We start from the raw sequence: 24,214 nt of genomic DNA on the forward strand, positions 1-24,214 counted from the left end.
TCGGTCGTGTCGGTCGCGACCGCTACCGTCGTGCTGCGCGACGAACGAGCGCACCCGGGGGAGGAACCGTGCAACTGACGACCGACCACCGCGTCGTGCTGAGCCCGAGCGACCTGAGCGTCTGGGCCTCGTGCGGGTGGGCGTTCCTGCGGCGCCTCGACGCCAAGCTGGGGCGCGCCGAACCCCTGCCCGAGGCGGCAGACGCGATGCTCGACCGCACCGCTCGCCTGGGTGACGAGCACGAGCTCCGGTACCTCGCGACGCTCAAGGCCGAGCACGGCGCGGACCAGGTCGTCGAGTTCGAGCGCCCCGCCCCGGACCAGTACCAGCAGGCGGCGCAGGCCGCGGCGGACGCCATGCGCGGCGGCGTCGCGGTCCTGTACCAGGCGACGTTCCACGACCCGGGCTTCATCGGGTTCTCGGACTTCCTCATCCGCAACGACCGCGGCGAGTACGAGGTCTACGACACCAAGCTCGCCCGGCACGCCAAGATCACCGCGCTGCTGCAGCTCGCCGCGTACGCCGAGCAGATCGAGCGGCTCGGCATCCCGGTGGGGGCGCAGGTGCACCTGGTCCTCGGCGACGAGACCGTGAGCAGTCACGACCTCGCCGACATCGCACCCGTGTACCGGACGCAGCGCGACGAGCTCCGGCGCGTCATCGACGAGCGCATCGCCGCCTCCGAGCCGCTGGCGTGGGGCGACCCCCGCTACACCTCGTGCGGCCGGTGCGGCATCTGCAGCACGCAGGTCGAGGAGCACCGCGACCTCGTCCTCGTCGCCGGCATGCGCCTCGACCAGCGAGCGCGCCTCATCGCGGCGGGCGTGACGAGCATCGACGCCCTCGCGACCGCCGAGGGCCCGGTGCCCGGTGTCAGCGCGGCGACGCTGGCGACGTTGCGGGCGCAGGCGCGCCTCCAGACCGGATCGGAACGCGACCGACAGCGGGCCGGTTCCGACGCGCACCCCGCACCACGGTTCGAGGTGGTCGACCCGCAGGCGCTCGCGGCGATCCCGGCGCCGGACGCGGGCGACGTGTTCTTCGACTTCGAGGGCGACCCGCTGTACTCCGAGGACGGCCACACCTGGGGCCTCGACTACCTCTTCGGCCTCGTCGACACGGACGCACGCTTCACCGCGTTCTGGGCGCACACGATCCGGGAGGAACGACGCGCGCTCGTCGACTTCCTCGCGTTCGTCAAGGAGCGGCGCGCGCAGTACCCGGGCATGCACGTCCACCACTACGCGTCGTACGAGCGGACGCACCTGCTGTCGCTCGCCGCCCGGCACGGTGTGGGCGAGGACGACGTCGACGACCTGCTGCGCGACAACGTCCTGGTCGACCTGTACCCGATCGTGCGGAAGGCCCTGCTCGTCGGCAGCCGGAGCTACTCCATCAAGAAGCTCGAGCCGCTCTACATGGGCGAGGACCTGCGCGACGACGCCGGCGTGACGAACGCCGCGGACAGCATCACCGCGTACGTCGACGCGATCGAGGAGCTCCGGAACGGGGACCCGGTCCTGGGGCAGCGCGCGCTCGACGAGGTCGCGGACTACAACGAGTACGACTGCCGATCGACGCTGCGGCTCCGCGATTGGCTGCTCGGCCTGGAGGCCCGGGGTCGCGTCGACGACGGCGGCTCCGCACCCGACACGGCCGGGTCCGACGGCGCATCCGACGAGCTGGAGGTCGTGCTCCCGCCGGCCGTGCGCGAGCCCGACCCGGTGTACCTGGCGCTCATGGCCGAGATCGAGGGCGTCGACGCGCTCGACCGCACGGCGGACCAGCAGGCCATCGCGCTCGCCGCGGCCGCCATCGACTACCACCGGCGTGAGGGCAAGACGTTCTGGCAGGAGCACTTCGACCGGCTCCGGAACCCGATCGACGAGTGGGCCGACACCCGCGACGTGTTCATCGTGGAGCAGGCCGAGGTCGTGCAGGAGTGGGCGAAGCTGCCCGGCAAGCGGACGTTCTCGCGCGAACTCCGCCTGCTCGGCACGCTCGCACCCGGCAGCAAGGTCCGCGAGGGCACGAAGCCGCACCTCGTGTACGACGAGCCCTTGCCGATCTCGATCACCTCGCCGGGGCCGGGCATGCGTGGCGCCTCGAGCAAGGGCGAGGTCCTCGACATCGGGCCGAACGGCGACCGCATCGAGATCCTGCTCAAGGAGTCGGTCGGGCAGGGGCAGACGGGGCACGAGGACCTGCCGGTGGCCCTCACGCCCGCCGCACCGCCAGCCGCGAAGCCGCAGCCCGAGGCGATCGCCGAGTGGGGGCGCGAGGTGCTCGATGCGCTCCCGTCGATGCTGCCCGACCCGGCCCTCGACCTGCTGCGGCGGGTGCCGCCGCGCGGAGGCGTCGTGCCGCTGTCCGTGACGGAGGACGACACCGTCGCGGCCGTCGTCGCGACCCTGCTCGGACTCGACCGGTCGTACCTGGCGATCCAGGGGCCTCCCGGCACCGGCAAGACGTACGTCGGCTCGCACGTCGTCGCACGGCTCGTGCAGGAGCACGGGTGGCGGGTCGGCGTGGTCGGGCAGTCGCACGCGACCTCAGAGAACTTCCTCGACGCCGTCGTCGCCGCGGGTGTTCCTGCCGACCGCGTCGTCAAGGTGCCGCAGCGCGGGGGAGATCCCGACCGACTCGAGGCGGCCGCTTGGACGCCCGTCAAGGACAACGTCGCGCTCGCCGCGTTCCTGGCCGGCCCCGCAGCGGGATCGACCGGTCGTCCCGGCGGTGTCGTCGGCGGGACGGCGTGGACCTTCGCCAACGCCAACACCGTCGAACGGCGGTCGCTCGACCTGCTCGTGGTCGACGAGGCGGGGCAGTTCTCGCTCGCGCCCACGATCGCCTCGTCCGTCGCCGCGTCGCGACTCCTGCTGCTCGGCGACCCGCAGCAGCTGCCCCAGGTGTCGCTGGGCTCGCACCCCGAGCCGGTCGACGAGTCCGCCCTCGGCTGGCTGGCCGACGGTGAGCACGTCCTGCCGCCGGAGTTCGGGTACTTCCTGGCGCACACCCGGCGGATGCACCCGGCCCTGACCGCGCCCGTCTCGCGCCTGTCCTACAACGGGTCGCTCACCGCGTCCGAGGCCGTCCTGTCCCGGTCGGTCCGGGGACTCGAGCCGGGCCTCCACGTCGCGCCGGTCGCGCACATCGGGAACACGACGTCCTCGCCCGAAGAAGCGGAGCGGGTCGTGTCGCTCGCGTCGTCCGTCATCGGGCTGCCGTGGACGGACGGCGGCGTGACCAGGCCACTGACCGACGAGGACGTCATCGTCGTGGCGCCCTACAACGCGCAGGGCGCGCTGATCCGCGCCGCGCTCGACGCCGCCGGGCTGCGCGGGACGCAGGTCGGCACGGTCGACCTGTTCCAGGGCCGGGAGGCCGTGGTCGCCATCGTGTCGCTCGCCGCGTCCTCCGCGGCCGAGATCCCGCGGGGGCTCGACTTCCTGCTCATGCCGAACCGGCTCAACGTCGCGATCTCGCGGGCGAAGTGGGCGGCGTTCGTCGTGTACTCGCCGGGGCTGACGAAGGCGCTTCCGACGTCGATCGCGGGGATGGCGTTGTTGTCGCGGTTCATCGAGCTCGTCGACGCTCCGCGGTAGGTCAGGCGGCGCCGGGTCGAGCCGGGTGCCAGCGCACGGGTCAAGCGCCGGGCATCGTGTCTCATGGCACACCGGCCCTGCACGCCGACGATCGCGATGCGGCCGCTGGTAGCGTCCGCAGATGGCGCCGACGATTGACGACACCGCTCGCTCAAAGGTTCTCGAGCTCCTCGCGCTTCCATCACCCGATTCGATGCGACCGACAGCGATCCGTCGAGAGCATCTTCGGCGCGATGAGGGGGTGCAGTACGACCGCGTTGTGCTTGACGCTGCTGACGGCGACACGATCCCCTGCCTACTGCTGACGCCGGATGAGCAGGCCGGGATCGACGTGATCGCGGTGCATCAACACGCGGGAGCATTCGCCATCGGGAAGAGCGAGCCAGCTGGACTCATTGGCGAACCGACCCTTGCCTACGGTACGTCGCTCGCTCGCGCTGGAGCGCGTGTGATCCTGCCCGACCTCGTCGGCTTTGAAGAGCGCCAACGGAGGTGGACCGACGATCCCGCTGCCGACGAGCGACTCGACGCGCTCTTCCGAGTGGCGAAGGGCAGCAGCCTTCAGTCCAAGCACACCGGCGACATCGCCGTCGTGACGAGCTGGATGCAGGACACCAGCGTGGGTCCCACTGATGTCAGGATCATCGGTCACTCGCTTGGTGGTCAAGTGGCGCTGTTTTCCCTCGCGGTCGACGCTCGGGTCTCGAAAGGAGTCGTGAGCTGCGGGATTGGCTCGCTGGCGTCATTTGAGTCGGAGCGCATCCGGCACAACCCGGCGTGGTTCGTTCCCGGCCTGTTGGCATCGGGCGACGTTCCGTTGGTCGCCGCTGCCGTCGAGCAGCCCGTTCTCGTCGCTGCCGGACGCAACGACAAGCTCTTCCCGATGGCCGGCGTGCAGGACGCGTTCGACGCTTTCCGGCCGGGCGTGTTGACCGCGATCGTGTTCGACGGTGGACATTCGATGCCGCCGTTCGTCCTGGACGCGGCCGTTCAGCATCTCCTTGCGTCGCCGGCGATGAATTGACCGACGGACAGCTGCGTGGGTTGTCGAGCTCGTCGACGCACCGCGGTAGGTCACTCGTCGCCGCGTTGAGCCGGGATCGCGGCACGGAGCGCCTCGGGAGCCCCGACCTGAACGAGATATTCGCGCCCGTCGTTCAGTCGAACCCGAGCAGCCGGACCGGATGACTGGAACACCGCGAGGGGGCGCCCGGGAGTCTTCCTGATGCCTGTGCCGCTGTGCTCTCTTGCACGGATGACAGTGGGCGAGACCTCGGCGACGTCCTGCAGCGGGATGCTGCGCCGGTACAGGGGAACGACCGCGATCTGGAGCCGGTCCTGGTCGACGGTGACGGACAGCCACTGGATGAGCGCTGCGATGCCGACGAGCCCGGCGACGGTGAACGCGACGATGACCACAGCCCGACCATCACGGTTGCCGGTGCCGAGCATCAGTCCGACGACGACGAGGCTCAGGGCGAGGATCATCGCGCCGACGATTCGGACCCACACTGGGCCGCCCCGGCGTTCGTGAAACAGCGGTTCGACTGGAGACCGGTCAGTGCTCATGGTCTCCCCCACAACGGCTATCTGAAATGTCAGCATAACGGTGCTACTGCAGGGCTCAAGCATTGCTCGGCCGATCTGGCTGAAGGGCGAAGTGCAGGACCCGGACTGGGGGCACGGGTCCGTTCGGGGTGACGTCTCGCTGCTCCTAGCCTTGGAAGACGTCCGTGGGGGTCACGGGCACTGGCGGCAGGGGGAACGTGAGCAGTCTCACGAACGATGGTCCAACGGTCTCGGGAACCACGGCACGTTCAGCTCCTCGCGGCTCCGCTCCCGTGACGCTCCGTGCTCGGAGGCCGGGTTATTCGGTGATGCAGAAGTGCCTCGAGATCCAGCACGGCACGACGCCGCCCACCCGTCGCGAGCGCTTCTTCGGCAAAGACCCACTCGTGCCCGAGGCGCGGAGCTGGTTCAAGGGCGCGCTGGGTGAGCGGGCCGTCGCGGTCGCACTCGAGCAGCTCGGGCCGGAATGGACCGTCCTGCACGCGGTCCCCGTCGGTACGGGGCAATCCGACATCGACCATGTCGTCATCGGGCCAGGAGGCGTGTTCACCGTCAACACGAAGAACCACGCAGGGCAGAAGGTGTTCGTCGGCGGCGGGTCGTTCATGGTGAGCGGGTACCGGCAGCCGCACATGCGCAACGCCCTGCACGAGGCCGAGCGAGCCGAGCGACTCTTGTCGGTCGCAGCCGGGGTGCAGGTCCGCGTACAGCCGCTGCTGATCCTCGCCGCGGCCGCATCGTTCAAGGTAGGCCGTAAGACCCCGATGGTCGTGACGCTGCAGGCTCACCAGGTCGGTCGCTGGTTCCACGGCCTTCGACGGGTGAAGTCGGCGGAGGAGGTCCGCTTCCTCAGCATGCTGGCTGAGGAGCGGGGCACCTGGCACGTGGAGTCGCTGGTCATCACCGACACGCTCCGCCATGTGCAGCGGTTCGAGCGGCTCGAACGCGAGGTCATCGCCGCAGCGGGGCGCCGGCGCTTCGTTCGACAGGTGTCCGTGCTCGGGGTCCTCGCCGTTCCGGCAGCATGTCTGCTTGGGTACTGGTGGGCCGTCGCCGTGTCAGCGCTGCACGGCTGAGCCTGATCTCCAGCACGAAGCGCTGACAGTCCGTCCCCACCGATCGAGGCCGCGTGGGAGCACCAGGTCCGGCCGCGCCCGGGTGCGCTGGCTGATGCGACGGTCGACGAAGAACCGGCGGCCGCGGCGGTGGAGGAGTCGCCGCAGCGCCAGCTCGGGCGCGGTGTCCCGTCGGCCCAACCGCGCCATGCGTGCCCGCCGTTCGTCGTCCGCCTGCCACGTCTCGGTGACCAGGCCGGGACGGTAGCGGAGCGGCGGACGGGTGCCGCGCCTCCCGGCGGATCGGTGGACGACGGACGATGGCGCAGACGTGTTCGGGACCTGTGAGCACGTCAGGAGTCGTGCGCACATTTTCCGGAACGGTCTGCGCGGGGCCAGCGCCCCCGGCCCCGCCCGCACGAGCACTGCGGAGCAGGCGACGGAGCAGGCGCACCCGTACAGCCACCTGCCCCTCACCCCGCCGTCACGGGTACAGCTTGTTCGTGTCTCCGATCTGAATGGCACCCTGCGCCGCCGGCCCGGCGCCCGAAGCGGTGACCGCCGACACCGACACCAGGTACGTGATCGTCGAACCCATGTCGCCCGTCGTGTAGGAGCGCGCGGACGCCGGGAGCACGACGACCGTGGGTGTGGCGTGTGGGAGCGGCTGCACGGTGACCTGGTATCCGAGCACTTTCTGCCCGGGGGTCAGGACCGGTGGTGCCCACGCTGCCGACACCGTGCCTGTGAAGAAGTCCTTGTCATCGCGGGTGAGCACGAGGTTCCGCGGTGGGGTGGCGAGCTCGGGACCGACCCGGACCGTGACCGTCGACGAGAGCCCTTGGCCCAGGTTCCCAGCGACGGTGACCGTGTAGGTCCTGCCTCGGATCAGGTGGTTGAGGACGATGGACGTGTCCCACACGCCGTTCGTGCTGATGCTCTGGGGACCGATGCCGAGCGAGTCGGTGCCATCACGGCTGACCACCCACGGGCCGAGCGCGCCGGCGGGCTGCGTCCACTGGATCAGGGCGCTGCCGAACCTGGCGGTGGCGGAGGCGAGGGGCAGGGGCGTCGCGCTCACACCGGTCGGCGCGGCGCTCGGCGCGGGGGCCGTGTGGATCGAGTCGGACGCCGCCGGGCCGACGCCGGCCTTGGTGATCGCCTGGACGGTGAAGGAGTAGTCGGTGTCGCGGGCCCAGTCCGTGTAGGTGTGGGACAGCGTGGACGCCGACACCGTCAGCGTGGAGGTCGGCCCGGGCGCCACCGTCGACAACCGATAGCCCGTGACGGGCGAGCCGCCGTCGGTCGCCGGAGCCTTCCAGGTCCAGGTGACGGTCTCCTTCGGCACGTTCTGCGATCCGCCGAGTGACTGCGGAGCGCTCGGCAGCGAGGCGAGAGGTGCGACCGCCGGTTTCGATGGCCCGGCGGACGTCCTGGAGGCGGTGGCCGGCGAGGCGGACGCCGTCACGGCGGCGTGGGTGGCGGCCGCGGACGAGGAGGACGTGGTCGCCGCGGTTGCGGGGACGGCCGCGCCGACTGCGGCGATACAGAAGGCCGCGGCGAGGGCAGCGAGCGTTGGTTTGCGCACGGGTTCGGGTCCCATCTGTGAGAAGCGCGTGTGGTGAGTGGCGCTCACCGTAGACCTCGTGGAGCGGCCCCAGGAAGGGGGTAGCGCGCTTCGTCATGTCGCGCTCCGTGATCCGTCGGCGCACGATCGCCGGCGCTCCCACACCCGTTGCTAGAGTTCCGAGCATCCGCCCGGGGCTTCCACCGACCGGCGTCGAAGCAGACCACCCGGAAGGAACCCGATGGACCTCACGATCAACGGTGCCCGACTCAACGTCGAGGTGCTCGAGCCGACGAACGGCGACCCGGACGCACCGGTCCTCATCGCGCACCACGGCGGTGGCGGAATCGGTTCGCTCGCCGAGCCGAAGGCCACGTTCGGCCCGCTCCACGACCGCTTCCGGGTCATCGTCTTCGACTCGCGTGGCTGTGGCCGGAGCGAGGGCGTCGGCCCGTACACGCACGAGCAGTGGGCGGCCGATGTCGACGGCTTGCGGCAGTGGGCGGGTGTCGAGCAGATCGTCGTGGCCGGTGGTTCGTACGGCGGGTTCATCGCCCTCGAGTACGCCGTCCGCTACCCGGAGCACGTCTCGGCGATCATCCTGCGGGACACCTCCGCCGACGGCAGCAACCTCGAGCTCGCGTTCGAGAACGCGCGGAACCAGGACCGCGTCGAGATCAACTGGGACCACTTCAACCGCTACTGGGGCGGCCAGACGCGCAGCGACGAGGAACTCAAGTCGCTGTGGGCGGAGCTCATCCCGCTGTACGACTACGAGTACGACGAGGAGAAGTCGACGGCGGCGGTCGAGGCCGGCATCTACCGGCACGAGGCGCACAACGCCTGCTTCGTCGACAACTTCCCGACCTACGACCTCAAGCCGGACCTGCCGGGCATCGCCGTCCCGACGCTCGTGACGGTCGGCCGCGGGGACTGGGTCACGCCGGTCAGCGCCTCCGAGACGATCGCCCGACTGATCCCCGACGCGGAGCTCGTCGTCTTCGAGAAGTCCGGGCACTCGCCCCAGGTCGAGGAGCACGAGAAGTTCCAGCAGACGCTCCGCGACTTCCTCGCCCGCGCGGTTCCCGTCGCGGCCACCGTCTGATCCGCAGCACGAGGAGATCGGGAACGGCGGCCCGCGCATCGTGTCCGGCTACGAGTCCTACGACTACCTCGACGGTGACCTCCACCTACCGCGAGATCCGCTGACGCCGGAGTTCAACCGCGTCCCGCCGTACGACGGCGGGCACACGCCGGCGGTCATCGAGCGCGCCGAGCGGCTCCTGGCGGCGACCATCACGATCAGCCTGCACGACCACCCGGTCCGGTTCCCGGCCGACATGGCGAACACACCCGCCTACAACCGCACGGGCCGTCAGTTCACCGCGTTCGAGGGCCTGCGCGCGTCCGGGCTGACCGTCGTGTTCGACAACATGATGGACGGCACCGCCACCGTCACGGGCAACACGCCATGGCAGTGGGAGGACGTCGTCACCGACCTCGGGATGCGGCAGGCGGACATCGCCCACCAGTCGGACGTCGTCGTCATCCGCACGCTCGCCGACATCCACGCCGCCCACGCGGCCGGGAGGACCGGGCTCGTCTTCGGTCTGGAGGCCGCCACCCCGATCGGGAACGACCTCGACCGCCTCGACATCCTGTACGGGCTCGGGATCCGGCAGATCGGGCTCGCCTACTCCCAGTCGAACGGTCTCGGGGCCGGACTCTCGGAGCGAACCGACTTCGGCTTGACCGACTTCGGTCGGGCCGCCGTGCGTCGGATGAACCAGCTCGGGCTCGCGATCGACGTGTCGCACTCGTCCGACCGGACCGGCATCGACGCCGCCGACGCGTCCGACGTCCCGGTCTTCATCACGCACGCCGGCGCGCGGGCACTCTGGGACATCCCGCGGCTCAAGTCGGATGACGTGCTCCGGGCCGTCGCCGCCGGCGGGGGAGTGATCGGCACGTCCGCCGCCCCGCACACGACGATCTCGCGCGACCACCCGACCCACAGCCTCCTGTCCGTCATGGACCACTTCGAGTACTGCGCCGAACTCGTCGGCATCGACCACGTGGCCTTCGGTCCCGACACGCTCTACGGCGACCACGTCCGCCTGCACACGACGTTCTCGTCCATGCTCGGGGCGGCCGCGGCCACGACGGAGGACCACCCCCGGGTCGAGTACGTCGACGGGCTCGAGAACCCGACGGAGAGCTTCCACAACATCGCCGCGTGGCTCGTCGAGCACGGGTACTCCGACGACGAGATCGGGAAGGTCCTCGGCGGGAACGTGCTCCGGGTGCTCGGGGAGGTCTGGGCGGGCTGACCGCGCAGTTCGGGTCCGCATCCGCTGCCGCGGGCTCGATGTCCTGCGTGGCTGGAGCGCTGGAAGTCCACAAAGGACAACCTCATCCGTCGCCGAAGCCCACGCTCGCCGACGTCGACCACCGGTGGGACGTCGACGACCGCTGAGCCGGTCGTCGCCCCCGCCCGTCAAGCGGGATGGCCCGAGTACCTCACGGGTACAGCTTGTTCGAGTCTCCGATCTGGATCGACCCCTGCGCCGCGGGCCCCACGCCGGAACTGGTGATCGCGGACACGGACACCAGGTAGGTGAACGTGGAGTCGAGCTCGCCCGAGGTGTAGGAGCGCGCGCTCGGCGCGAGCACGACGACGGTCGGCGCGGCACCGGTGGCCAGCTGCTGCACGGTGACCTGGTACCCGAGCACCTTCTTGCCGGCCGAGACCTGCGGTGCCGCCCACGCGGCGGACACCGTGCCGACCCGCGCGTTCTCGTCGTTCCGCGTGACCACGAGGGCACGCGGCGGAGTGACCTGATCCGACCCGACGCGCACGGTGGTCGAGGCGAATCGCCCCTGGCCGAGGTCGCCCGTCACGGTGACGGTGTAGGTCCTGCCGCGGACGAGGTGGTTGAGCACGAGTGCGGTGTCGTTCGCCGAGGTCGTGCTGATGCTCTGCGGGCCGACGCCGAGTGAGTCCGTCCCGTTGCGGCTGACGACCCACGCGCCCTGGGCGCCCTCGGGCTTCGTCCAGTGAATGAGGGCACTGCCGAACGTGGCGCGGGCCGAGGCGAGGGGGAGCGGTGTCGCCGTGAGGGCGGTCGGAGCCGGGGCCTTCGCGGTGGCGGTGCGCGCGGGCGCCGCGGCGCTCGGCTTCGCCGTGGCGGCAGTACTCGACTTCGCCGCCGCGGCAGCGCTCGGCGTGGCGGTCGCGGTCGCGGACCACGGCGTGGCGGACGGCGACGCAGACGAGGGCGTGGTCGCGGACGGTGTCCGCCTGGCGGCTGGCGCGCTGCTGCGGGCTGCGGCGGACGCCGCCGTCGTCGGGTGGTCGGATGCGGTCGCCGCGGCGGCGGGAACGGTGATGCCGACTGCGGCGATGCAGACGGCAGCGGCGATGACGGTGATGGTCGTTGTGCGCACGGGTTCGGGTCCCCTCGGGTGTCGCGCTTCGGGTGGAGCTCGATCACCGTATCCGGTTTCGGCGGGCCCCCGGAAGGGGGTGCCCGCCCTGCGTGTCATCCCGCGTGTCGGGCCGCGTGTCGGGTCCGGGCTGGCCCACGCGTCGGGGCCGCGTTCCGACCCGCGTGCCGGCGCCGCGCGTCAGCCCCGCCCGCCGGCGACGAGGACGGTGACGTCGCCGCGCGCCCGGAACGGCGCCAGCTGCTCCTCGGTCGCCCCCGCGTCGGTGATCAGGGTCCACGGCTGTTCGATCGGTGCCCACGCGTCGAACGGGGCGCGACCGAGCTTGGAGCTGTCGGCGAGCACGTAGACGTGGTCGGCGTGGTCCATCATGAGTTCCTTGAGCCGGGTCTGCACCGGGCTCGCCTCGCAGATCCCGAGCCGGGCGTCGAGGCTGTCGGCGCCGAGGAACGCGCGGTCCGCCGTCAACCGGGTGAGGGCGAGCTCGGCGAGGGGGCCGACGAACCCCTGGCTGATGTTCCGGAGGTCGCCGCCGAGGCCGATGACGTGGACGTGCTCGTCGTCGGAGAGTTCGGCCAGGGTCGTCATGCCGTTGGTGATGACGGTGAGGCCGGAGCGTCCGCGCAGGCGTCGGGCGAGGCTGCCGCGAGATCGGCCGCGTCGGGGACATCGGTCCCGCCGACGTCCTCGACGCCCTCGGGGCCGCCGGACAGGGCCGCGTCTACGACCTCGACGCCGGCCGGTTCGTCGGCATGCCGCAGTGGGATGGACATCCGACCTTCACCCTCACCCCGTACCGCACGCCGCAGGGCATCAAGCGGGCGCAGGACATCCCCCTCTTCGGCGAGCAGCAGAACCCCGCAGGCGTGAGCATGCTGACCGAGCTCATGATCACCGGCATGCACACGGGCACGCACCTCGACGCCCTCTGCCACATCACGGACGCCGACGACACGTGGTTCGGTGGCTTCCACGCGGCGGAGCACAGCAGCGACTTCGGTCCCACCCGGGCCGACGCCGCGAGCATCCCGCCGATCGTGCTGCGCGGTGTCCTGCTCGACGCCGCGGGGTACTTCGACGTCCCGCTGCTCGAACAGGGCCGCGGGCTGTCCCGGGCGGACCTCGAAGCCGTCGCCGCGGCCCAGGGGACGACGATCCCGCCGCGGTCCTGCGTGCTCGTCCGCACCGGCCTCATGTCGGTGTGGCCGGATCCCGCCCGCTACGGGGCCGCCGACGGCGCGGGCCCCGACCTCGAGGCCGCGCGCTGGCTCATCGACGACCTCGGCTGCGTCGTGCTCGGCTCGGACACCTCGACGGTCGAGCAGGTCCCGTCCGCCGACCCGCAGAACCCGCACCCCGTGCACGAGTTCGCTCTGCGGCAGCGCGGCGTCCACCTGCTCGAGAACGCGTTCCTCGAGGACCTCGCGCGTGATGGCGTGGCCGAGTTCACGCTCATCTGCCTGCCGCTCAAGATCGCGGGCGCGACCGGCTCGATGGTCCGTCCCATCGCGATCGCGTAGACGGGATCCGAGCAGTGCAGCACACAGACCGAGGAGGAGACGCGATGGAACGGTGGCTCATCCTCGCCGACGACGTCACCGGCGCGCTCGACAGCGCCGTGGGCTTCGCCGGGACCGGCCTCGTCGAGTACGGGGTGACGCTGCCGGTCCACGTCGACGTCGCGTCCGTCTCGACCGGGTCCCGCGCCAAGCCGACGCACGACTGGGAGACCGACGACCGGTTCGACCGCGACGCCGTCGACCGCCTGTTCGTCAAGATCGACTCCACGCTCCGTGGCTGGCCGGGCGAGCACGTCCGCACCGCCGTCGCGTGGTGGGGCCCGTCCGCGACGGCCGTCATCTGCCCGGCTGCCCCGGCACTCGGCCGCACCGTCACCGACGGCCGCGTGCTCGTCCACGGGACCCCCGCCGCGCAGACGGCCGCCGGAGCCGATCCGGTCGCCCCGACCCGCGAGGACCGCCTGCCGGTGCTGTTCGACGCGCCCCTGGTGGACCTCGCGGACCTCCCAGGCGCGATCGGGCACCACCCCGCCGTCGTCGTGGACGCCGCGACCCAGGCGGACCTCGACGCGCTCGCCGCCGTCATCGAGGCCGCCGGGCCCCGTGCCGTCCCCGTCGGCGCGTCGGGCCTCGCGGCGGCACTCGGCGCACGGCGCTCGCCACGGCAGGCGCCGGGCCCGCGGGCTGCACGCGTGGTCGTGGTCGTCACCTCGGTGCACCCCGTGTCCCGCGCGCAGATCGACGCCCTGGAGGTCCGGGTGCCCATCGTCTCGCCGCCCGCCCTCGACATCGGGACGGTCACGCACGAGCAGGCCGTCGCGATCGCGCGGGCCACCGCCGACCGTGCCGCCGAGCACGTCCACCGGGATGCCGACACCGCCGTGGTCGTCATCGGCGGCGACGGCACCGACGCCCTGCTCAGCGCGCTCGGCGCCGAGGGTGTCGAGGTCCTCGGGTCCGTGCTGCCGGGCGTGCCCTGGGGTCGGATCCGCGGTGGTCGCGCCGACGGCACCACGATCGTGACCAAGTCCGGCGGCTTCGGCGACGCCGACACCCTGAACGCCATCATCCGCACCCTCACGAAGGACGAACCATGACCAACCCCACGCTCGCGCTCACCCTCGGCGACGTCGCCGGCATCGGTCCGGAGATCACCGCCAAGGCGCTGCTCGCACACCCCGAACTCCGGGAGATCGCGCGTCCGGTCGTGATCGGCGATGCCGACGCGATGCGCCGCGGGATGCGCGCCACCGGGTTCGACACGGACGCCCTCGTCGTCATCGAGGACCCGCGCGAGGCCCGGAACGACCCGGACACCGTCGAACTCGTGCAGAGCGGACCGTCCCTGGCCGACGTCCCGATCGGCGAGCTCAGCGCGGCCGCCGGCGACGGCGCCTACCGCTTCGTCGTCGAGGCCTGCTCCCTCGTCAGGGCCGGCCGCGCCGACGCGATCGTCACCGCGCCGCTCAACAAGGCGGCCATGCACGCGGGCGGCCACGACTTCGCCGGCCACACCGAGCTGCTCGCCCACGAGTTCGGCGTCAAGGACTACAGCCTCGTGCTCTCGGCCGGGGACCTCTACGTGTTCCACCTCACCACGCACGTGTCGCTCCGCCGTGCGATCGAGGACGTCACCGTCGAGCGGACGACCCAGGTGCTGAACCTCGCACACGGGCTCGCCCGGGCCCTCGGGCGTCCGGAGGAGCGGATCGCCGTCGCCGGCCTCAACCCGCACGCGGGCGAGAACCGGCTGTTCGGCGACGAGGACGCCGACGTCCTCACCCCGGCGATCGAGGCCGCCCGCGAGCGGGGCATCCCCGTCGACGGACCGATCCCCGCCGACGCGCTGTTCCCCGCGGCGATGCGCCGGGGCCGCTGGAACCTGCTCGTCGCGTGCTACCACGACCAGGGCCACGCCCCCTTCAAGTCGGTCTACGGCGACGACGGGGTCAACATCACGGTCGGGCTGCCCGCGGTGCGCGTCTCCGTGGACCACGGCACGGCGTTCGACATCGCCGGGACCGGCCAGGCGAACGAGGCGAGCATGCTGCTCTCCTGCGTCCGGGCGGCCGAGCTCGCCCCGGGCTGGGGCGCGGTGGTCGACGCGCTCAGCTGATCCAGGGGAACGGCCGGGAGGCACGGTGCGGGTCGGACCCGCACCGCGCCTCCCGGCCGTCCCGGCTCGCTCGTCGCGCCGCATCACGCCTCGTCGAGCACGGCCTCCGCGCGCTCCGGGCTGCCGTCGGCGAGCCCGCGGTCGATCGAACCGCGGAGTCCGAGCCACATGACGATCCCGGCGACGAGGACGAGACCCTCGCTGACGGTGAGCGCCCAGATGATGCCCCCGAGGCCGAACCAGAGGTTCGCCAGGATCACGATCGGGATGAACAGCACCCCCTGGGTGACCGACATGATCGTCGCAGGCAGGGCGCGGCCGGTCGCCTGGAACAGCGACGTGATGAGGCCGGTGAACCCGTTGCAGATCATCGACACGAGCTGCGCGGTGATGATCGTGGCGCCGACGGCGAGCAGAGCGTGGTCCGCGACGAACAGTGAGAACACCTGGTCCCGGAAGGCGAAGACGACCCCGGAGAACACGAAGGCGATGCCGCCGACGGTGATCGCCGAGCCGCGGAGCGCCGCAGCGAGCCGTGCCCGGTCGCCCTTGCCGAACGTGTAGGCGAGCAGCGGCAGGACCCCGAGCGTGACGCCCATGATGAGGAACTCCGGCACCTGCGCGATCCGCACGGCGACTCCCATCGCGGCGAGGGGGCCGTCGCCGTAGCCCGCTGCCAGGTTGTTGAGCACGAGCGACGTCACGATGAGGAACGCCGACTGCAGCAGCTCGCCGATGCCGACCCCGAACACGGGCCGCATGACCGCGGGGGAGAGCGTGAACCATCGCGGCGCGAGGCTGACGTGCTCGCTGTGCCGGGTCAGCCACGTGACGAAGTACACGACGGTCACGAGGTTCGACAGCCCGACCGACAGTGCCGCGCCGGCGACACCCCAGCGCAGCACGAGGATGAACAGCACGTCGAACACCAGGTTGCCGACCGTGGACGCGATGAGGCCGATCATCACCTGCCGTGCGGCGCCCTCGGCGCGCACGAGTTGCTCGAGGCAGAACGCCGCGGCGAGCACCGGGACGAAGGCGAGCATGACCGCGACGAACGCGCTCGTCGCGGGGACGGCCACACCGTGCGCGCCGAGGGCGAGCACCAGGGGGTGCAGGACCACGAGGCCGACGCCGCCGAGCACCGCGCCGACGATCACCGCACCCCACACGGAGAACGCGGCGACGTGCTTGATCTCGCCCGCCTCCGCGGGGTCCTGTTCCGACGCGCCGAGCAGCCGCGAGATGAGGGCACTGCCACCGGTCCCGAACACACCGCCGACGGCCATGACGAGCCCGAGGATCGGCGAGCCGAAGGTGACGGCGGCGAGCAGCGTCGCGTCGTGCAGCGAACCGATGAACCCGGCGTTGACGACGTTGTAGACGGCTCCGACGATGAGCGCGGCGGCCATCGGGATGCAGAGGTGGACGAGCGCCCGCACGATGGGCGCAGCGGACAGGTACCAACGGTTCGTGCCGATGGCGGGGGCGGCGACCGATGCGTCGACGGTGGTGGGGGCTGAGGTGCTCATGGTGACTCCTCGAGGGCAGGGTGGAGCCCGGTTCCGGGCATGACGGATGGCGCGCCGACGGACGCCGGCACGGCGGTGGTGGGGGTGCGGCCCGCGGACGGGCGCGCGGACGACTGGCTACTGCTCCCGCGTCGGACGCGGGAGTGCGGAGGTCACCTTGGTGAGCAGGGCGTGGAGGGTGTGACGCTCCTCCTCGCTCAGGGGCGCGAGGATGGTCTCCTCGGCGTCCCGCATCGCGTCGTCGAACCCGGCGATGAGCGCGGCGCCGGCCTCGGTGGCGTACACGCGTTTGCTCCGTTCGTTCCCGGGTTCCGTGCGGCGCTCGATGAGTCCGCGTCGTTCGAGCCCCTGCAGGAGACTCGAGACGCTGGCCGGGGTCGTCCGTGTCATCGCGGCGATGTCACGCTGGATCGCACCGGGGTTCTGCACGAGGAACCCGAGTGCGAAGCCCTGCTGGTGGCTCAGCTCGCGCTGCCGGATCCAGTCCAGTCCGGCCTGCTGCTGCGCCCAGCCGACCCACCGGAGCAGGTCCATGTTGGTCGTGAGTTCGGGCTCCTGTTCGCTCATGGTCAGAACTCTGACAGTTCGACATCTAACTGTCAAGGATCAAACCGACCGATCCTGTTCGGGGCGCGACGGCCGGGAGGCGCGTGACGGCCGGGGCGCGCGACGGCCGGGAGCGCACGACGGCCGGGAGCGCACGACGGCCGGGAGGCGCACACGGCGCCTCCCGGCCGGGAGTGGTCCTGCGGTGGTGGTCTGGGGTCAGTACCCGAGCGGCTGGGCACCCGTCTTCCGCGCCTTGACCGCGGCGAAGTAGGCGCTCGACGGCCGGAGGTACATGAGGATCGTCGCGACGATGGCGGCGACCTCACCGACCGCGTTGATGCCGTGTCCCCCGAGGATGGTGAAGACCGACAGGATCGTCAGGATGAGGAGCACGATGCGTGCCCAGTTCGCCCCGCGACGCATGAACACGTCGAACAGGGCGAACGCGATGATGGAGAGCACGCCGATGACGATCGCGATCACGAGTCCGGCGACGAGCGCGGCGTGCACCGTCGACTCCGAGAGGTTGCTCGACGTCGACGCGACCCGTCGCTTCGCTTCGTCCTCCGCCGTGCCGAAGGTCGAGATCGAGACGATGAGGCTGACGATCTGGGCGAGCACGGCGAGCATGAACAGCCAGAACGCGGCGTTCACCAGCGTCGGCGGGGTGGCACGGGCCTGGCGCTCGGAGGCGTAGGTCATCGGGACTCCTTCGTCGGAAGCATGAGCGTGGTTCGACTGTGAGTCTGCCCGTTCAGCGGCCGCCGCGTCCGCGGGCATGTGCTCCCGGCTCAGGTCGAGGGCTTGAGCGGGTCGTGCCCGATGGACATGAGCCGGTGCCGCCACTCCGCGTCGCCGGCCGTCGGCTCGCGGTCGTCGCCGCGCTCGGCCTGCACCTCGGCGACCACGGTCTCCATGACGGTGACGTCGTCGTCGGTCAGGTCCGTCCTGCGCTTGCCGAGGATCTCGAGCACGGCGCGCGAGCGCTCGTCACCGGCCTGGTCGGCGAAGGCCTCGCTGTCCGGCTGCGACGCATCGGTCTCGAGCCACTCGCGGAGTTCGCGCGAGGTCATGTTGACGGCCGCGTGGAAGTCGTCCCAGAGGGCGTCGTCGATGTCGGTGTGGGCCATGGAACCTCCTGCGTGGGTGGGAGAGCGGACCGGTCGGACCGCGGACGAGGACCGGTCCGACCCTAGACGTCGGGTGCCGTGCCCCTTCAGCTGCGGGTCAGGGACGCGGGAAGCGGGCCTGTCGCCGTCGGGAGCGCCATGCTGGGGGTGATCGTCCGCCGTTCGTCGACGTCCCTCGTGCAGGGACCACGACCATCCCAGGAGGCCAACGCCATGTCCGAACCCACCACCCCGGGCCTCACCGCACGCGACGACGGCGAGCTCATCGCCATCGACGGCACCGACCCGGACTGGTGGCGCCAGGCCGTCGTCTACCAGGTGTACCCGCGGAGCTTCGCCGACAGCAACGGGGACGGTCTCGGCGACATCGCCGGTGTCACGAGTCGCGTGCCGTACCTGCAGCGGCTCGGCGTCGACGCCATCTGGCTCAGCCCGTTCTACCCGTCCGCCCTCGCCGACGGTGGGTACGACGTCGCGGACTACCGGAACGTCGACCCGCGGCTCGGCACGCTCGACGACTTCGACGCCATGGTCGCCGCCGCGCACGACGCCGGCATCAAGGTGATCGTCGACATCGTGCCGAACCACAGCTCGAACGACCACGCGTGGTTCCGGGAGGCGCTCGCCGCCGAGCCCGGTTCCGCCGCCCGCGAGCGCTACGTGTTCCGCGACGGGCTCGGCGACGACGGGCAGATCCCGCCCTCCACGTGGCAGTCGAACTTCGGTGGCAGCGCCTGGACCCGCACCACGGACCCCGATGGCACACCGGGCCAGTGGTACCTGCACCTGTTCGCGCCCGAGCAGCCCGACTTCAACTGGGCGAACCCGGAGATCCGCGAGGACTTCCACACCACGCTCCGGTTCTGGGCCGACCGCGGGGTGGACGGGTTCCGCGTCGACGTCGCACACGCGCTGGCGAAGGACCTCAGCGAGCCGCTCCGCGACGCGAACCCGAAGGACTTCGACCTCCCGCTCGACGGCAGCGACCCGCTGTACGACCGCGACGAGGTGCACGAGATCTTCAGCGGCTGGCGGCGGGTGTTCGACGAGTACGACCCGCCCCGCACCGCGGTCGCCGAGGCGTGGGTGCCGAGCGCGCGGGTCGCCCTCTACGCGCGGCCGACCGAGCTCGGGCAGGCGTTCAACTTCGACCTGCTCCGCGCCGACTTCGACGCCGGCACGTTCGCGCGGATCATCGACGACAACCTGCGGCTCGCGGCCGAGAGCGGTGCGTCGAGCACGTGGGTGCTCTCGAACCACGACGTCATCCGCCACGCCTCCCGCTACGCGCTGCCCGCCGGTGCGGACGAGGAGGACTGGCTCATGTCCGGCGGCACGCGTCCTACGGCGGACGAGACCCGGGGACTCCGCCGCGCCCGCGCCGCCACGCTCCTCCTGCTCGCGCTGCCGGGCTCGGCGTACCTGTACCAGGGCGAGGAGCTCGGACTCCGTGAGGTCGCGGACCTGCGTGAGGAGGACCTCCAGGACCCGGTGTGGGTCCGGAGTGCGCACACGCGCAAGGGCCGTGACGGCTGCCGTGTCCCGCTGCCGTGGGACACGTCGACGCCGGCGTTCGGCTTCGGCCCGGCCGCGCCGCACCTGCCGCAGCCGGCGTGGTTCGCCGACCTCGCCGTGTCCGTGCAGGACGGTGCGCCCCACTCGACGCTCGAGCTCTACCGGGCCGCACTCCGCGCCCGCCACGCGCTGCAGCAGGGCGAGGACCTCCGCTGGCTCGACGCTCCGGGGCCGGACGCGATCGCCTTCGCCCGGCACGACGGTTGGGTGTGCGCGATGAACTTCGGGACCGACCCCGTGCCCGCGCCCGCCGGGTCGGTGGTCGTCGCGAGCGGTGGACTCACCGCGGCCGGCGAGCTGCCGGGGGAGACCACGGTCTGGGTACGTCCCTGATCGTCGCCCCGGGGGAACGGCCGGGAGGCGCGGCGCGGGTCCGACCCGCACCGCGCCTCCCGCTGCGTCATGCCTGCGTGACGGCCGCGATGAGTCCGGGGAACCGCACGTCGAGCTCGTCGCGCCGCAGCTGGATGGCGTGCGTCCGGCCGTCGATGATCGTTCGGGTCAGACCGGCCTCGCGCAGGGTGCGGAAGTGGTGCGACATGGTCGACTTCGTGACGTCGACGCCCCAGTCCTCCATGGTCTTGCCATGGGGTTCGCCGTCGGCGAGGATCCGCGCGATGTGCAGGCGGATCGGATCCGCCAGGGCGCGCATGACCTCGACGAGCTCGACGTCGTCGATGGCGGGGACGGGGTAGTCGGGCACGGGCCTCCAGAGATAGTTCGACAACAATCGAACGAATGCGTACGCTGCACCGTATGACGGTGATCGAACGATCGTACCCAGCCCGCGCCGTGACCGCACGTCTGGCGGTGCTCGCCGCCGGCCTGTTCGTCGTCGGGACGAACGCCTTCGTGATCGCCGGGCTCCTGCCCGAGATCGCGGCCAGCCTGCACACCTCCGTGTCGCGGGTGAGCTACTCGATCACGCTCTACGCGATCGTCGTGGCCGTCGCCTCGCCCGCGATCTCGGTCCTCCTCGCACGACTCGACCGCAGCCGCCTCATGGCCGGTGGCCTGGTGCTCATCGCGCTCGGCACCAGCGTCGCAGCCGTCGCGCAGACGCTCGAGGTGTTCGACGTCGGCCGGTTCCTGGCAGCGCTCGGTGGTGCCGCGCTCGTCCCCGCCGCCACCGCGGCGGCACCCGCCATCATGCCGCCGGACCAGCGCGGTCGGGCCCTCGCGATCGCCGGTCTCGGGTTCACCCTCGCCACCGCGATCGGATCGCCGGCCGGGACGGCGCTCGCCGAGATCGGTGGGTGGCGACTCCCGCTCGGCGTCCTGGCGGGCCTCGGGCTCGTGCTCGCGGTGACGGTGGCCGTGTTCGTCCGCGGGGTCCCGCTCGGAGCGGCGATCGGCATGCGGGAGCGGTTCCGCACCCTCGGACACCGGCCGATGCTCGCGACCCTCCTCGCCACCGTGCTCCTCACCATGGCGTTCAACGTCGTCTACATCTTCAGCGCCGTCGTGACCCGGCCGGCGACGCACGGCTCGAACGGCGTGCTCGCCGTGCTCCTCCTGCTCTACGGCATGGGTGGGATCGTCGGGACGAACCTGTCGGGGCGGCTGACCGACCGGGTCGGGAGCCGGCCGATGGTCGCGGTCGCCCTCGCAGCCGAGGCGGTGGTGCTGGCGGTCCTGCCGTTCGTGGACCGCTCCGTCGCCGCGCTCGGCGCCGCGTTCGTCGTGTGGGGTGTCGTCGCGTTCGCCGCCGTGGTGCCCGTGCAGCACCGCCTCGTCGGCATCGACCCCGGTACCGCGGGGATCGCGCTGTCGTGGTACTCCACCGCGATGTACGTCGGGATCGCGCTCGCCCCGGTGGTGGGCGCGCAGGTCCTCGGGGTCGGGGGCGACGCGGGAGCGGTGGCGGTGCCCGTTGCTGGTGCCGTGACCGCGGTGCTCGCGCTCGTGGCGTTCATGTCCGGGTACGCACGTCCTCGGCGGTGAGCGGCCCGCGCGGATGCGGCCGCTGGTCGGCGCCCCGCCGTACGCTCGGAGGCGATGACCTCCTCGCTCTTCGCCGACCTCGACTCGTTCATCCGCCACCCCCGCGTCACGGGCCTCGCGCTCAGTCACGACGGCGCCCGCCTCGTCGCGACCGTGCAGGAGCCCGACGCGGACGCCGCCCGGTACCGGAGCGCGCTGTGGGAGGTCGACCCCGTCGGCGATCGCCCGCCGGTCCGCCTGACGTCCTCGGAGCAGGGGGAGTCGTCGCCCGCGTTCACCCCGTCCGGCGACCTGCTCTTCACGTCGAGCCGCCCCGACCCGCGCAGCGGCGAGAACACGGAGGACCCCGCGCTCTGGTCGCTGCCAGAACACGGTGAGCCGATCCGCGTCGCGACGAGTCCCGGTGGCGTCGGGAGTCCGCTCGCCAGCCGCTCGGGTGTGGTGATCGTGACCGGCAGCCGCCTGGTCGGCTCGTCCGACGCCGACGAGGACCGAGCCCGCCGCGAGCGCCGGAAGGACCAGGCGGTCACCGCGATCCTGCACGACGGCATGCCCATCCGCTGGTGGGACCACGAACTCGACGACACCGAGGCGCGCCTGCTCGTGCTCGACGACGCGGGGGCCACCGCCCCCGACGCCGCTCGGGCCAGCGACCGGGAGGCCCGTCCCACCCCGCTCCGGGACCTCGCCCCCGACGCGGGGCAGCGCTTCCGGAACCCCGAGTTCGACATCGCTCCCGACGGCTCCTTCGTCCTCGCTCGCGCCACCGAGCGGATCACGGGCGGACGCTCGCATGCCGTGCTCCTCCGGATCGACGTCATGACGGGCGAGCGGTCCGTCGTCGTCGACGAGGACGGCGCCGACGCGAGCCAGGCGCGGATCGCGCCCGACGCCTCCCGGTTCGCCGTCGCGATGCGCGTGCGCGGGACGTACGACTCCCCGCACCAGGAGTGGATCGAGGTCCGCAGCATCGACGGCGGAGCAGCGGTGCGGCTCGACCTCGGCGACATCACGGCGAACGACGTCGCGTGGACGGCCGACGGAACCGGCCTCCTGGTGACGGGTGACCTGCACGGCGCGGGGGCGGTCGTCCTCGTCGACCCGGCCTCCGGTGCCATCGTCCGATGGCTCGTCACCGACGCGTCGTACTCGAACCTCCTCGTGCACCCGGACGGGCGGACGCTGTTCGCGCTCCGCTCGGCGATGGACCGTCCGGCGAGCCCGGTGCGGCTCGACGTGACCGCGGAGGACCAGACGCCCGCGTTCCTCCCGGCCCCCGGCGTGGTCGACACCCTGCCCGGCACCGTGCAGCGAGTATCGGCCGAGGTCGACGGTGTCGAGGTGCCCGGATGGTTGTTCCTGCCGGACGACGCGCACCGCGGCGACGGCCCGGCACCCGTCATGACGTGGGTGCACGGCGGACCGTTCTCGTCCTGGAACGCCTGGTCGTGGCGCTGGTGCCCCTGGCTCGCCGTCGAGCGCGGGTACGCCGTCGTGCTGCCCGACCCGGCGCTCTCGACCGGGTACGGCGACGAGTGGATCGCGCGGGCTTGGCCGCACCGCGCCGCGATCGTGTGGCGTGAGGTCGAGGGCGTGCTCGACGCCGTCCTCGCCGACAGCGACCACCGCCTCGACCCGACGCGGACGGCGTTGCTCGGCGCGAGTTTCGGCGGGTACATGACGAACTGGATCGCCGGCCACACCGACCGCTTCGACTGCATCGTCACGCACGCCGGGCTCTGGTCGCTCGACCAGCAGCACGACACGACCGATGCCGCCGAGAACAAGAACGGGATCTTCGGCACCGAGCAGGAGCACCCGGACTGGTACGCGCAGAACTCGCCCGACCGGACCGCCGAGGCGATCACGACGCCGATGCTGCTCATCCACGGCAACCGGGACTACCGCGTGCCGGTCTCCGAGGCGCTGCGGGCGTGGTGGGACCTGGTATCGGGGTTCCCGGGCGCGCCCGAGGACATGCCGCACCGGTTCCTGCAGCTCACGAGCGAGAACCACTGGGTGCTGTCGCCGTCGAACTTCCGTGTGTGGAGCGAGACCGTGTTCACGTTCTGCGACCAGCACGTCCGCGGCGGGGAGGCCCTGACCAACCGGATCGATTGAGGGATCGCGATGGACTGACGCGGCCACATCGAGGGTCGTCGCCCGTTCGTCCCGGCGCGGCCGCCGGCCTCGGTGCCCTCACATCTCGGACAGCGCCACGCTCATCATCGCGACGACGGCGAGGACCGCGACCCCGAGTGCCACCGCGCTGAGGGCCAACGCGGGCCGCACGGCGAGTGCGCGCCGCCGCTCCGGGTCACCGGACCGACCGGGGACGAGCCGCTGCACGAACGGGAGCCGCCCACGGGTCGCCAGGTAGACCACCGCCGGGACGGCGAACGCCGGCACGGCGAGGTAGACGACGAACTCCGAGCACGCGCCCACGACGATCGCGACGGTCAGCAGGACGAGCACCCGCCCGGCTCGACCGAGGTCCTTCCGGACGAGCGCATCCGTGATCGGCAGGGCGATGCAGAGACACATGACGGGTACCAGGACGAGGAAGGGCATGGGAACGGCCTCCAGGGATCCGCGGGCGGGTGGT

At 71.8% G+C, this 24,214-nt stretch carries 21 protein-coding genes and 1 pseudogene; 12 read left to right on the forward strand and 10 right to left on the reverse strand.

From position 1 onward, the window contains the following. Positions 1–68 precede the first annotated feature (68 nt). Positions 69–3,605, forward strand: a complete 3,537-nt coding sequence (locus DEI88_RS05535; protein ID WP_220038127.1) for a TM0106 family RecB-like putative nuclease — start codon at positions 69–71, stop codon at positions 3,603–3,605. Between the two features lie 121 nt (positions 3,606–3,726). Next, positions 3,727–4,629 carry an alpha/beta hydrolase family protein gene (locus DEI88_RS05540; RefSeq protein WP_111071640.1) on the forward strand — a complete coding sequence of 301 codons (903 nt, stop codon included), beginning with the start codon at positions 3,727–3,729 and terminating at the stop codon, positions 4,627–4,629. Positions 4,630–4,679: 50 nt separating this feature from the next. On the opposite strand, the gene DEI88_RS05545 is transcribed toward DEI88_RS05540, so the two are convergent. Further along, the gene (locus DEI88_RS05545; RefSeq protein ID WP_284183589.1) at positions 4,680–5,174 is read right to left on the reverse strand and encodes a hypothetical protein; all 495 of its coding nucleotides are present in this window, start codon (positions 5,172–5,174) and stop codon (positions 4,680–4,682) included. Positions 5,175–5,482: 308 nt separating this feature from the next. Between DEI88_RS05545 and DEI88_RS05550 the strand changes: the two genes are divergently transcribed. Further along, on the forward strand, positions 5,483–6,250 hold the full coding sequence (locus DEI88_RS05550) for a nuclease-related domain-containing protein (RefSeq protein WP_111071641.1): 768 nt from the start codon (positions 5,483–5,485) through the stop codon (positions 6,248–6,250). 463 nt (positions 6,251–6,713) lie between these two features. Here DEI88_RS05550 and DEI88_RS05560 read toward each other — a convergent pair whose 3' ends face one another. Continuing rightward, positions 6,714–7,577 carry a fibronectin type III domain-containing protein gene (locus tag DEI88_RS05560; RefSeq protein ID WP_181441186.1) on the reverse strand — a complete coding sequence of 288 codons (864 nt, stop codon included), beginning with the start codon at positions 7,575–7,577 and terminating at the stop codon, positions 6,714–6,716. Here DEI88_RS05560 and DEI88_RS05565 point away from each other — a divergent pair. From DEI88_RS05565 to DEI88_RS05575, 3 genes are all read left to right on the forward strand, one after another. After that, a complete protein-coding gene (locus DEI88_RS05565; RefSeq protein WP_181441187.1) occupies positions 7,558–7,854 on the forward strand; it encodes a hypothetical protein in 297 nt (98 codons plus the stop codon). The two genes, DEI88_RS05560 and DEI88_RS05565, sit on opposite strands and share 20 nt — an antisense overlap. A gap of 183 nt (positions 7,855–8,037) precedes the next feature. After that, on the forward strand, positions 8,038–8,901 hold the full coding sequence (locus DEI88_RS05570) for an alpha/beta fold hydrolase (protein WP_111071644.1): 864 nt from the start codon (positions 8,038–8,040) through the stop codon (positions 8,899–8,901). Between the two features lie 40 nt (positions 8,902–8,941). Continuing rightward, positions 8,942–10,126: a dipeptidase gene (locus DEI88_RS05575; protein WP_258374967.1), complete on the forward strand. Its 1,185-nt coding sequence runs from the start codon at positions 8,942–8,944 to the stop codon at positions 10,124–10,126. Between the two features lie 190 nt (positions 10,127–10,316). Here DEI88_RS05575 and DEI88_RS05580 read toward each other — a convergent pair whose 3' ends face one another. Both DEI88_RS05580 and DEI88_RS05585 read right to left on the reverse strand, forming a co-directional pair. Beyond that, positions 10,317–11,243 (reverse strand): fibronectin type III domain-containing protein, encoded by a 927-nt coding sequence (locus tag DEI88_RS05580; protein ID WP_111071646.1) that lies wholly within the window; start codon positions 11,241–11,243, stop codon positions 10,317–10,319. A gap of 180 nt (positions 11,244–11,423) precedes the next feature. Beyond that, a pseudogene (locus DEI88_RS05585) lies at positions 11,424–11,873 on the reverse strand (DeoR/GlpR family DNA-binding transcription regulator); the annotation flags it as partial. 122 nt (positions 11,874–11,995) lie between these two features. Here DEI88_RS05585 and DEI88_RS05590 point away from each other — a divergent pair. From DEI88_RS05590 to pdxA, 3 genes are read left to right on the forward strand one after another with little or no spacing between them, the layout of a single operon-like run. Then, positions 11,996–12,763, forward strand: a complete 768-nt coding sequence (locus DEI88_RS05590; protein ID WP_111071648.1) for a cyclase family protein — start codon at positions 11,996–11,998, stop codon at positions 12,761–12,763. Between the two features lie 44 nt (positions 12,764–12,807). Then, the gene (locus DEI88_RS05595; protein WP_111071649.1) at positions 12,808–13,860 is read left to right on the forward strand and encodes a four-carbon acid sugar kinase family protein; all 1,053 of its coding nucleotides are present in this window, start codon (positions 12,808–12,810) and stop codon (positions 13,858–13,860) included. Then, positions 13,857–14,879, forward strand: a complete 1,023-nt coding sequence (gene pdxA / locus DEI88_RS05600; protein WP_111036035.1) for a 4-hydroxythreonine-4-phosphate dehydrogenase PdxA — start codon at positions 13,857–13,859, stop codon at positions 14,877–14,879. Before DEI88_RS05595 ends, pdxA begins: the two co-directional genes overlap by 4 nt. 83 nt (positions 14,880–14,962) lie before the next feature. On the opposite strand, the gene DEI88_RS05605 is transcribed toward pdxA, so the two are convergent. From DEI88_RS05605 to DEI88_RS05620, 4 genes are all read right to left on the reverse strand, one after another. Then, positions 14,963–16,411 carry an MATE family efflux transporter gene (locus DEI88_RS05605; protein ID WP_111071650.1) on the reverse strand — a complete coding sequence of 483 codons (1,449 nt, stop codon included), beginning with the start codon at positions 16,409–16,411 and terminating at the stop codon, positions 14,963–14,965. Between the two features lie 117 nt (positions 16,412–16,528). After that, positions 16,529–16,978, reverse strand: coding sequence for a MarR family winged helix-turn-helix transcriptional regulator (locus DEI88_RS05610; protein WP_111071651.1), 450 nt, complete (start codon positions 16,976–16,978; stop codon positions 16,529–16,531). Between the two features lie 198 nt (positions 16,979–17,176). Then, the gene (locus DEI88_RS05615; RefSeq protein ID WP_111036038.1) at positions 17,177–17,662 is read right to left on the reverse strand and encodes a hypothetical protein; all 486 of its coding nucleotides are present in this window, start codon (positions 17,660–17,662) and stop codon (positions 17,177–17,179) included. A gap of 89 nt (positions 17,663–17,751) precedes the next feature. Further along, positions 17,752–18,090, reverse strand: a complete 339-nt coding sequence (locus DEI88_RS05620) for a DUF3140 domain-containing protein (RefSeq protein ID WP_111008522.1) — start codon at positions 18,088–18,090, stop codon at positions 17,752–17,754. A gap of 213 nt (positions 18,091–18,303) precedes the next feature. Here DEI88_RS05620 and DEI88_RS05625 point away from each other — a divergent pair, with 213 nt between their 5' ends. Then, on the forward strand, positions 18,304–19,998 hold the full coding sequence (locus DEI88_RS05625) for a glycoside hydrolase family 13 protein (RefSeq protein WP_111071755.1): 1,695 nt from the start codon (positions 18,304–18,306) through the stop codon (positions 19,996–19,998). A 67-nt stretch (positions 19,999–20,065) separates the two neighbouring features. On the opposite strand, the gene DEI88_RS05630 is transcribed toward DEI88_RS05625, so the two are convergent. Beyond that, positions 20,066–20,368, reverse strand: a complete 303-nt coding sequence (locus DEI88_RS05630) for an ArsR/SmtB family transcription factor (protein ID WP_111071652.1) — start codon at positions 20,366–20,368, stop codon at positions 20,066–20,068. 89 nt (positions 20,369–20,457) lie between these two features. Here DEI88_RS05630 and DEI88_RS05635 point away from each other — a divergent pair, with 89 nt between their 5' ends. Both DEI88_RS05635 and DEI88_RS05640 read left to right on the forward strand, forming a co-directional pair. Then, a complete protein-coding gene (locus DEI88_RS05635) occupies positions 20,458–21,609 on the forward strand; it encodes an MFS transporter (RefSeq protein WP_258374968.1) in 1,152 nt (383 codons plus the stop codon). A 54-nt stretch (positions 21,610–21,663) separates the two neighbouring features. Beyond that, on the forward strand, positions 21,664–23,730 hold the full coding sequence (locus DEI88_RS05640) for a prolyl oligopeptidase family serine peptidase (protein ID WP_111071654.1): 2,067 nt from the start codon (positions 21,664–21,666) through the stop codon (positions 23,728–23,730). Between the two features lie 78 nt (positions 23,731–23,808). On the opposite strand, the gene DEI88_RS05645 is transcribed toward DEI88_RS05640, so the two are convergent. After that, entirely contained in the window at positions 23,809–24,180 is a 372-nt protein-coding gene (locus DEI88_RS05645) for a hypothetical protein (protein WP_111036041.1), read from the reverse strand. Positions 24,181–24,214 lie beyond the last annotated feature (34 nt).

This window comes from Curtobacterium sp. MCBD17_003, from assembly GCF_003234885.2.
In the GTDB taxonomy this organism is placed as follows: Bacteria; Actinomycetota; Actinomycetes; order Actinomycetales; family Microbacteriaceae; genus Curtobacterium.

Excerpts from the sequence above, each read along its gene's own strand:
- DEI88_RS05595 (WP_111071649.1), top strand. The coding sequence starts at position 12,808 with ATGGAACGGTGGCTCATCCTCGCCGACGACGTCACCGGCGCGCTCGAC.
- DEI88_RS05540 (WP_111071640.1), top strand. The coding sequence starts at position 3,727 with ATGGCGCCGACGATTGACGACACCGCTCGCTCAAAGGTTCTCGAGCTC.
- DEI88_RS05570 (WP_111071644.1), top strand. The coding sequence starts at position 8,038 with ATGGACCTCACGATCAACGGTGCCCGACTCAACGTCGAGGTGCTCGAG.
- DEI88_RS05615 (WP_111036038.1), bottom strand. The coding sequence starts at position 17,662 with ATGACCTACGCCTCCGAGCGCCAGGCCCGTGCCACCCCGCCGACGCTG.
- DEI88_RS05605 (WP_111071650.1), bottom strand. The coding sequence starts at position 16,411 with ATGAGCACCTCAGCCCCCACCACCGTCGACGCATCGGTCGCCGCCCCC.
- DEI88_RS05645 (WP_111036041.1), bottom strand. The coding sequence starts at position 24,180 with ATGCCCTTCCTCGTCCTGGTACCCGTCATGTGTCTCTGCATCGCCCTG.
- DEI88_RS05640 (WP_111071654.1), top strand. The coding sequence starts at position 21,664 with ATGACCTCCTCGCTCTTCGCCGACCTCGACTCGTTCATCCGCCACCCC.
- pdxA (WP_111036035.1), top strand. The coding sequence starts at position 13,857 with ATGACCAACCCCACGCTCGCGCTCACCCTCGGCGACGTCGCCGGCATC.
- DEI88_RS05620 (WP_111008522.1), bottom strand. The coding sequence starts at position 18,090 with ATGGCCCACACCGACATCGACGACGCCCTCTGGGACGACTTCCACGCG.
- DEI88_RS05610 (WP_111071651.1), bottom strand. The coding sequence starts at position 16,978 with ATGAGCGAACAGGAGCCCGAACTCACGACCAACATGGACCTGCTCCGG.
- DEI88_RS05550 (WP_111071641.1), top strand. The coding sequence starts at position 5,483 with ATGCAGAAGTGCCTCGAGATCCAGCACGGCACGACGCCGCCCACCCGT.
- DEI88_RS05625 (WP_111071755.1), top strand. The coding sequence starts at position 18,304 with ATGTCCGAACCCACCACCCCGGGCCTCACCGCACGCGACGACGGCGAG.
- DEI88_RS05590 (WP_111071648.1), top strand. The coding sequence starts at position 11,996 with ATGCCGCAGTGGGATGGACATCCGACCTTCACCCTCACCCCGTACCGC.
- DEI88_RS05545 (WP_284183589.1), bottom strand. The coding sequence starts at position 5,174 with ATGAGCACTGACCGGTCTCCAGTCGAACCGCTGTTTCACGAACGCCGG.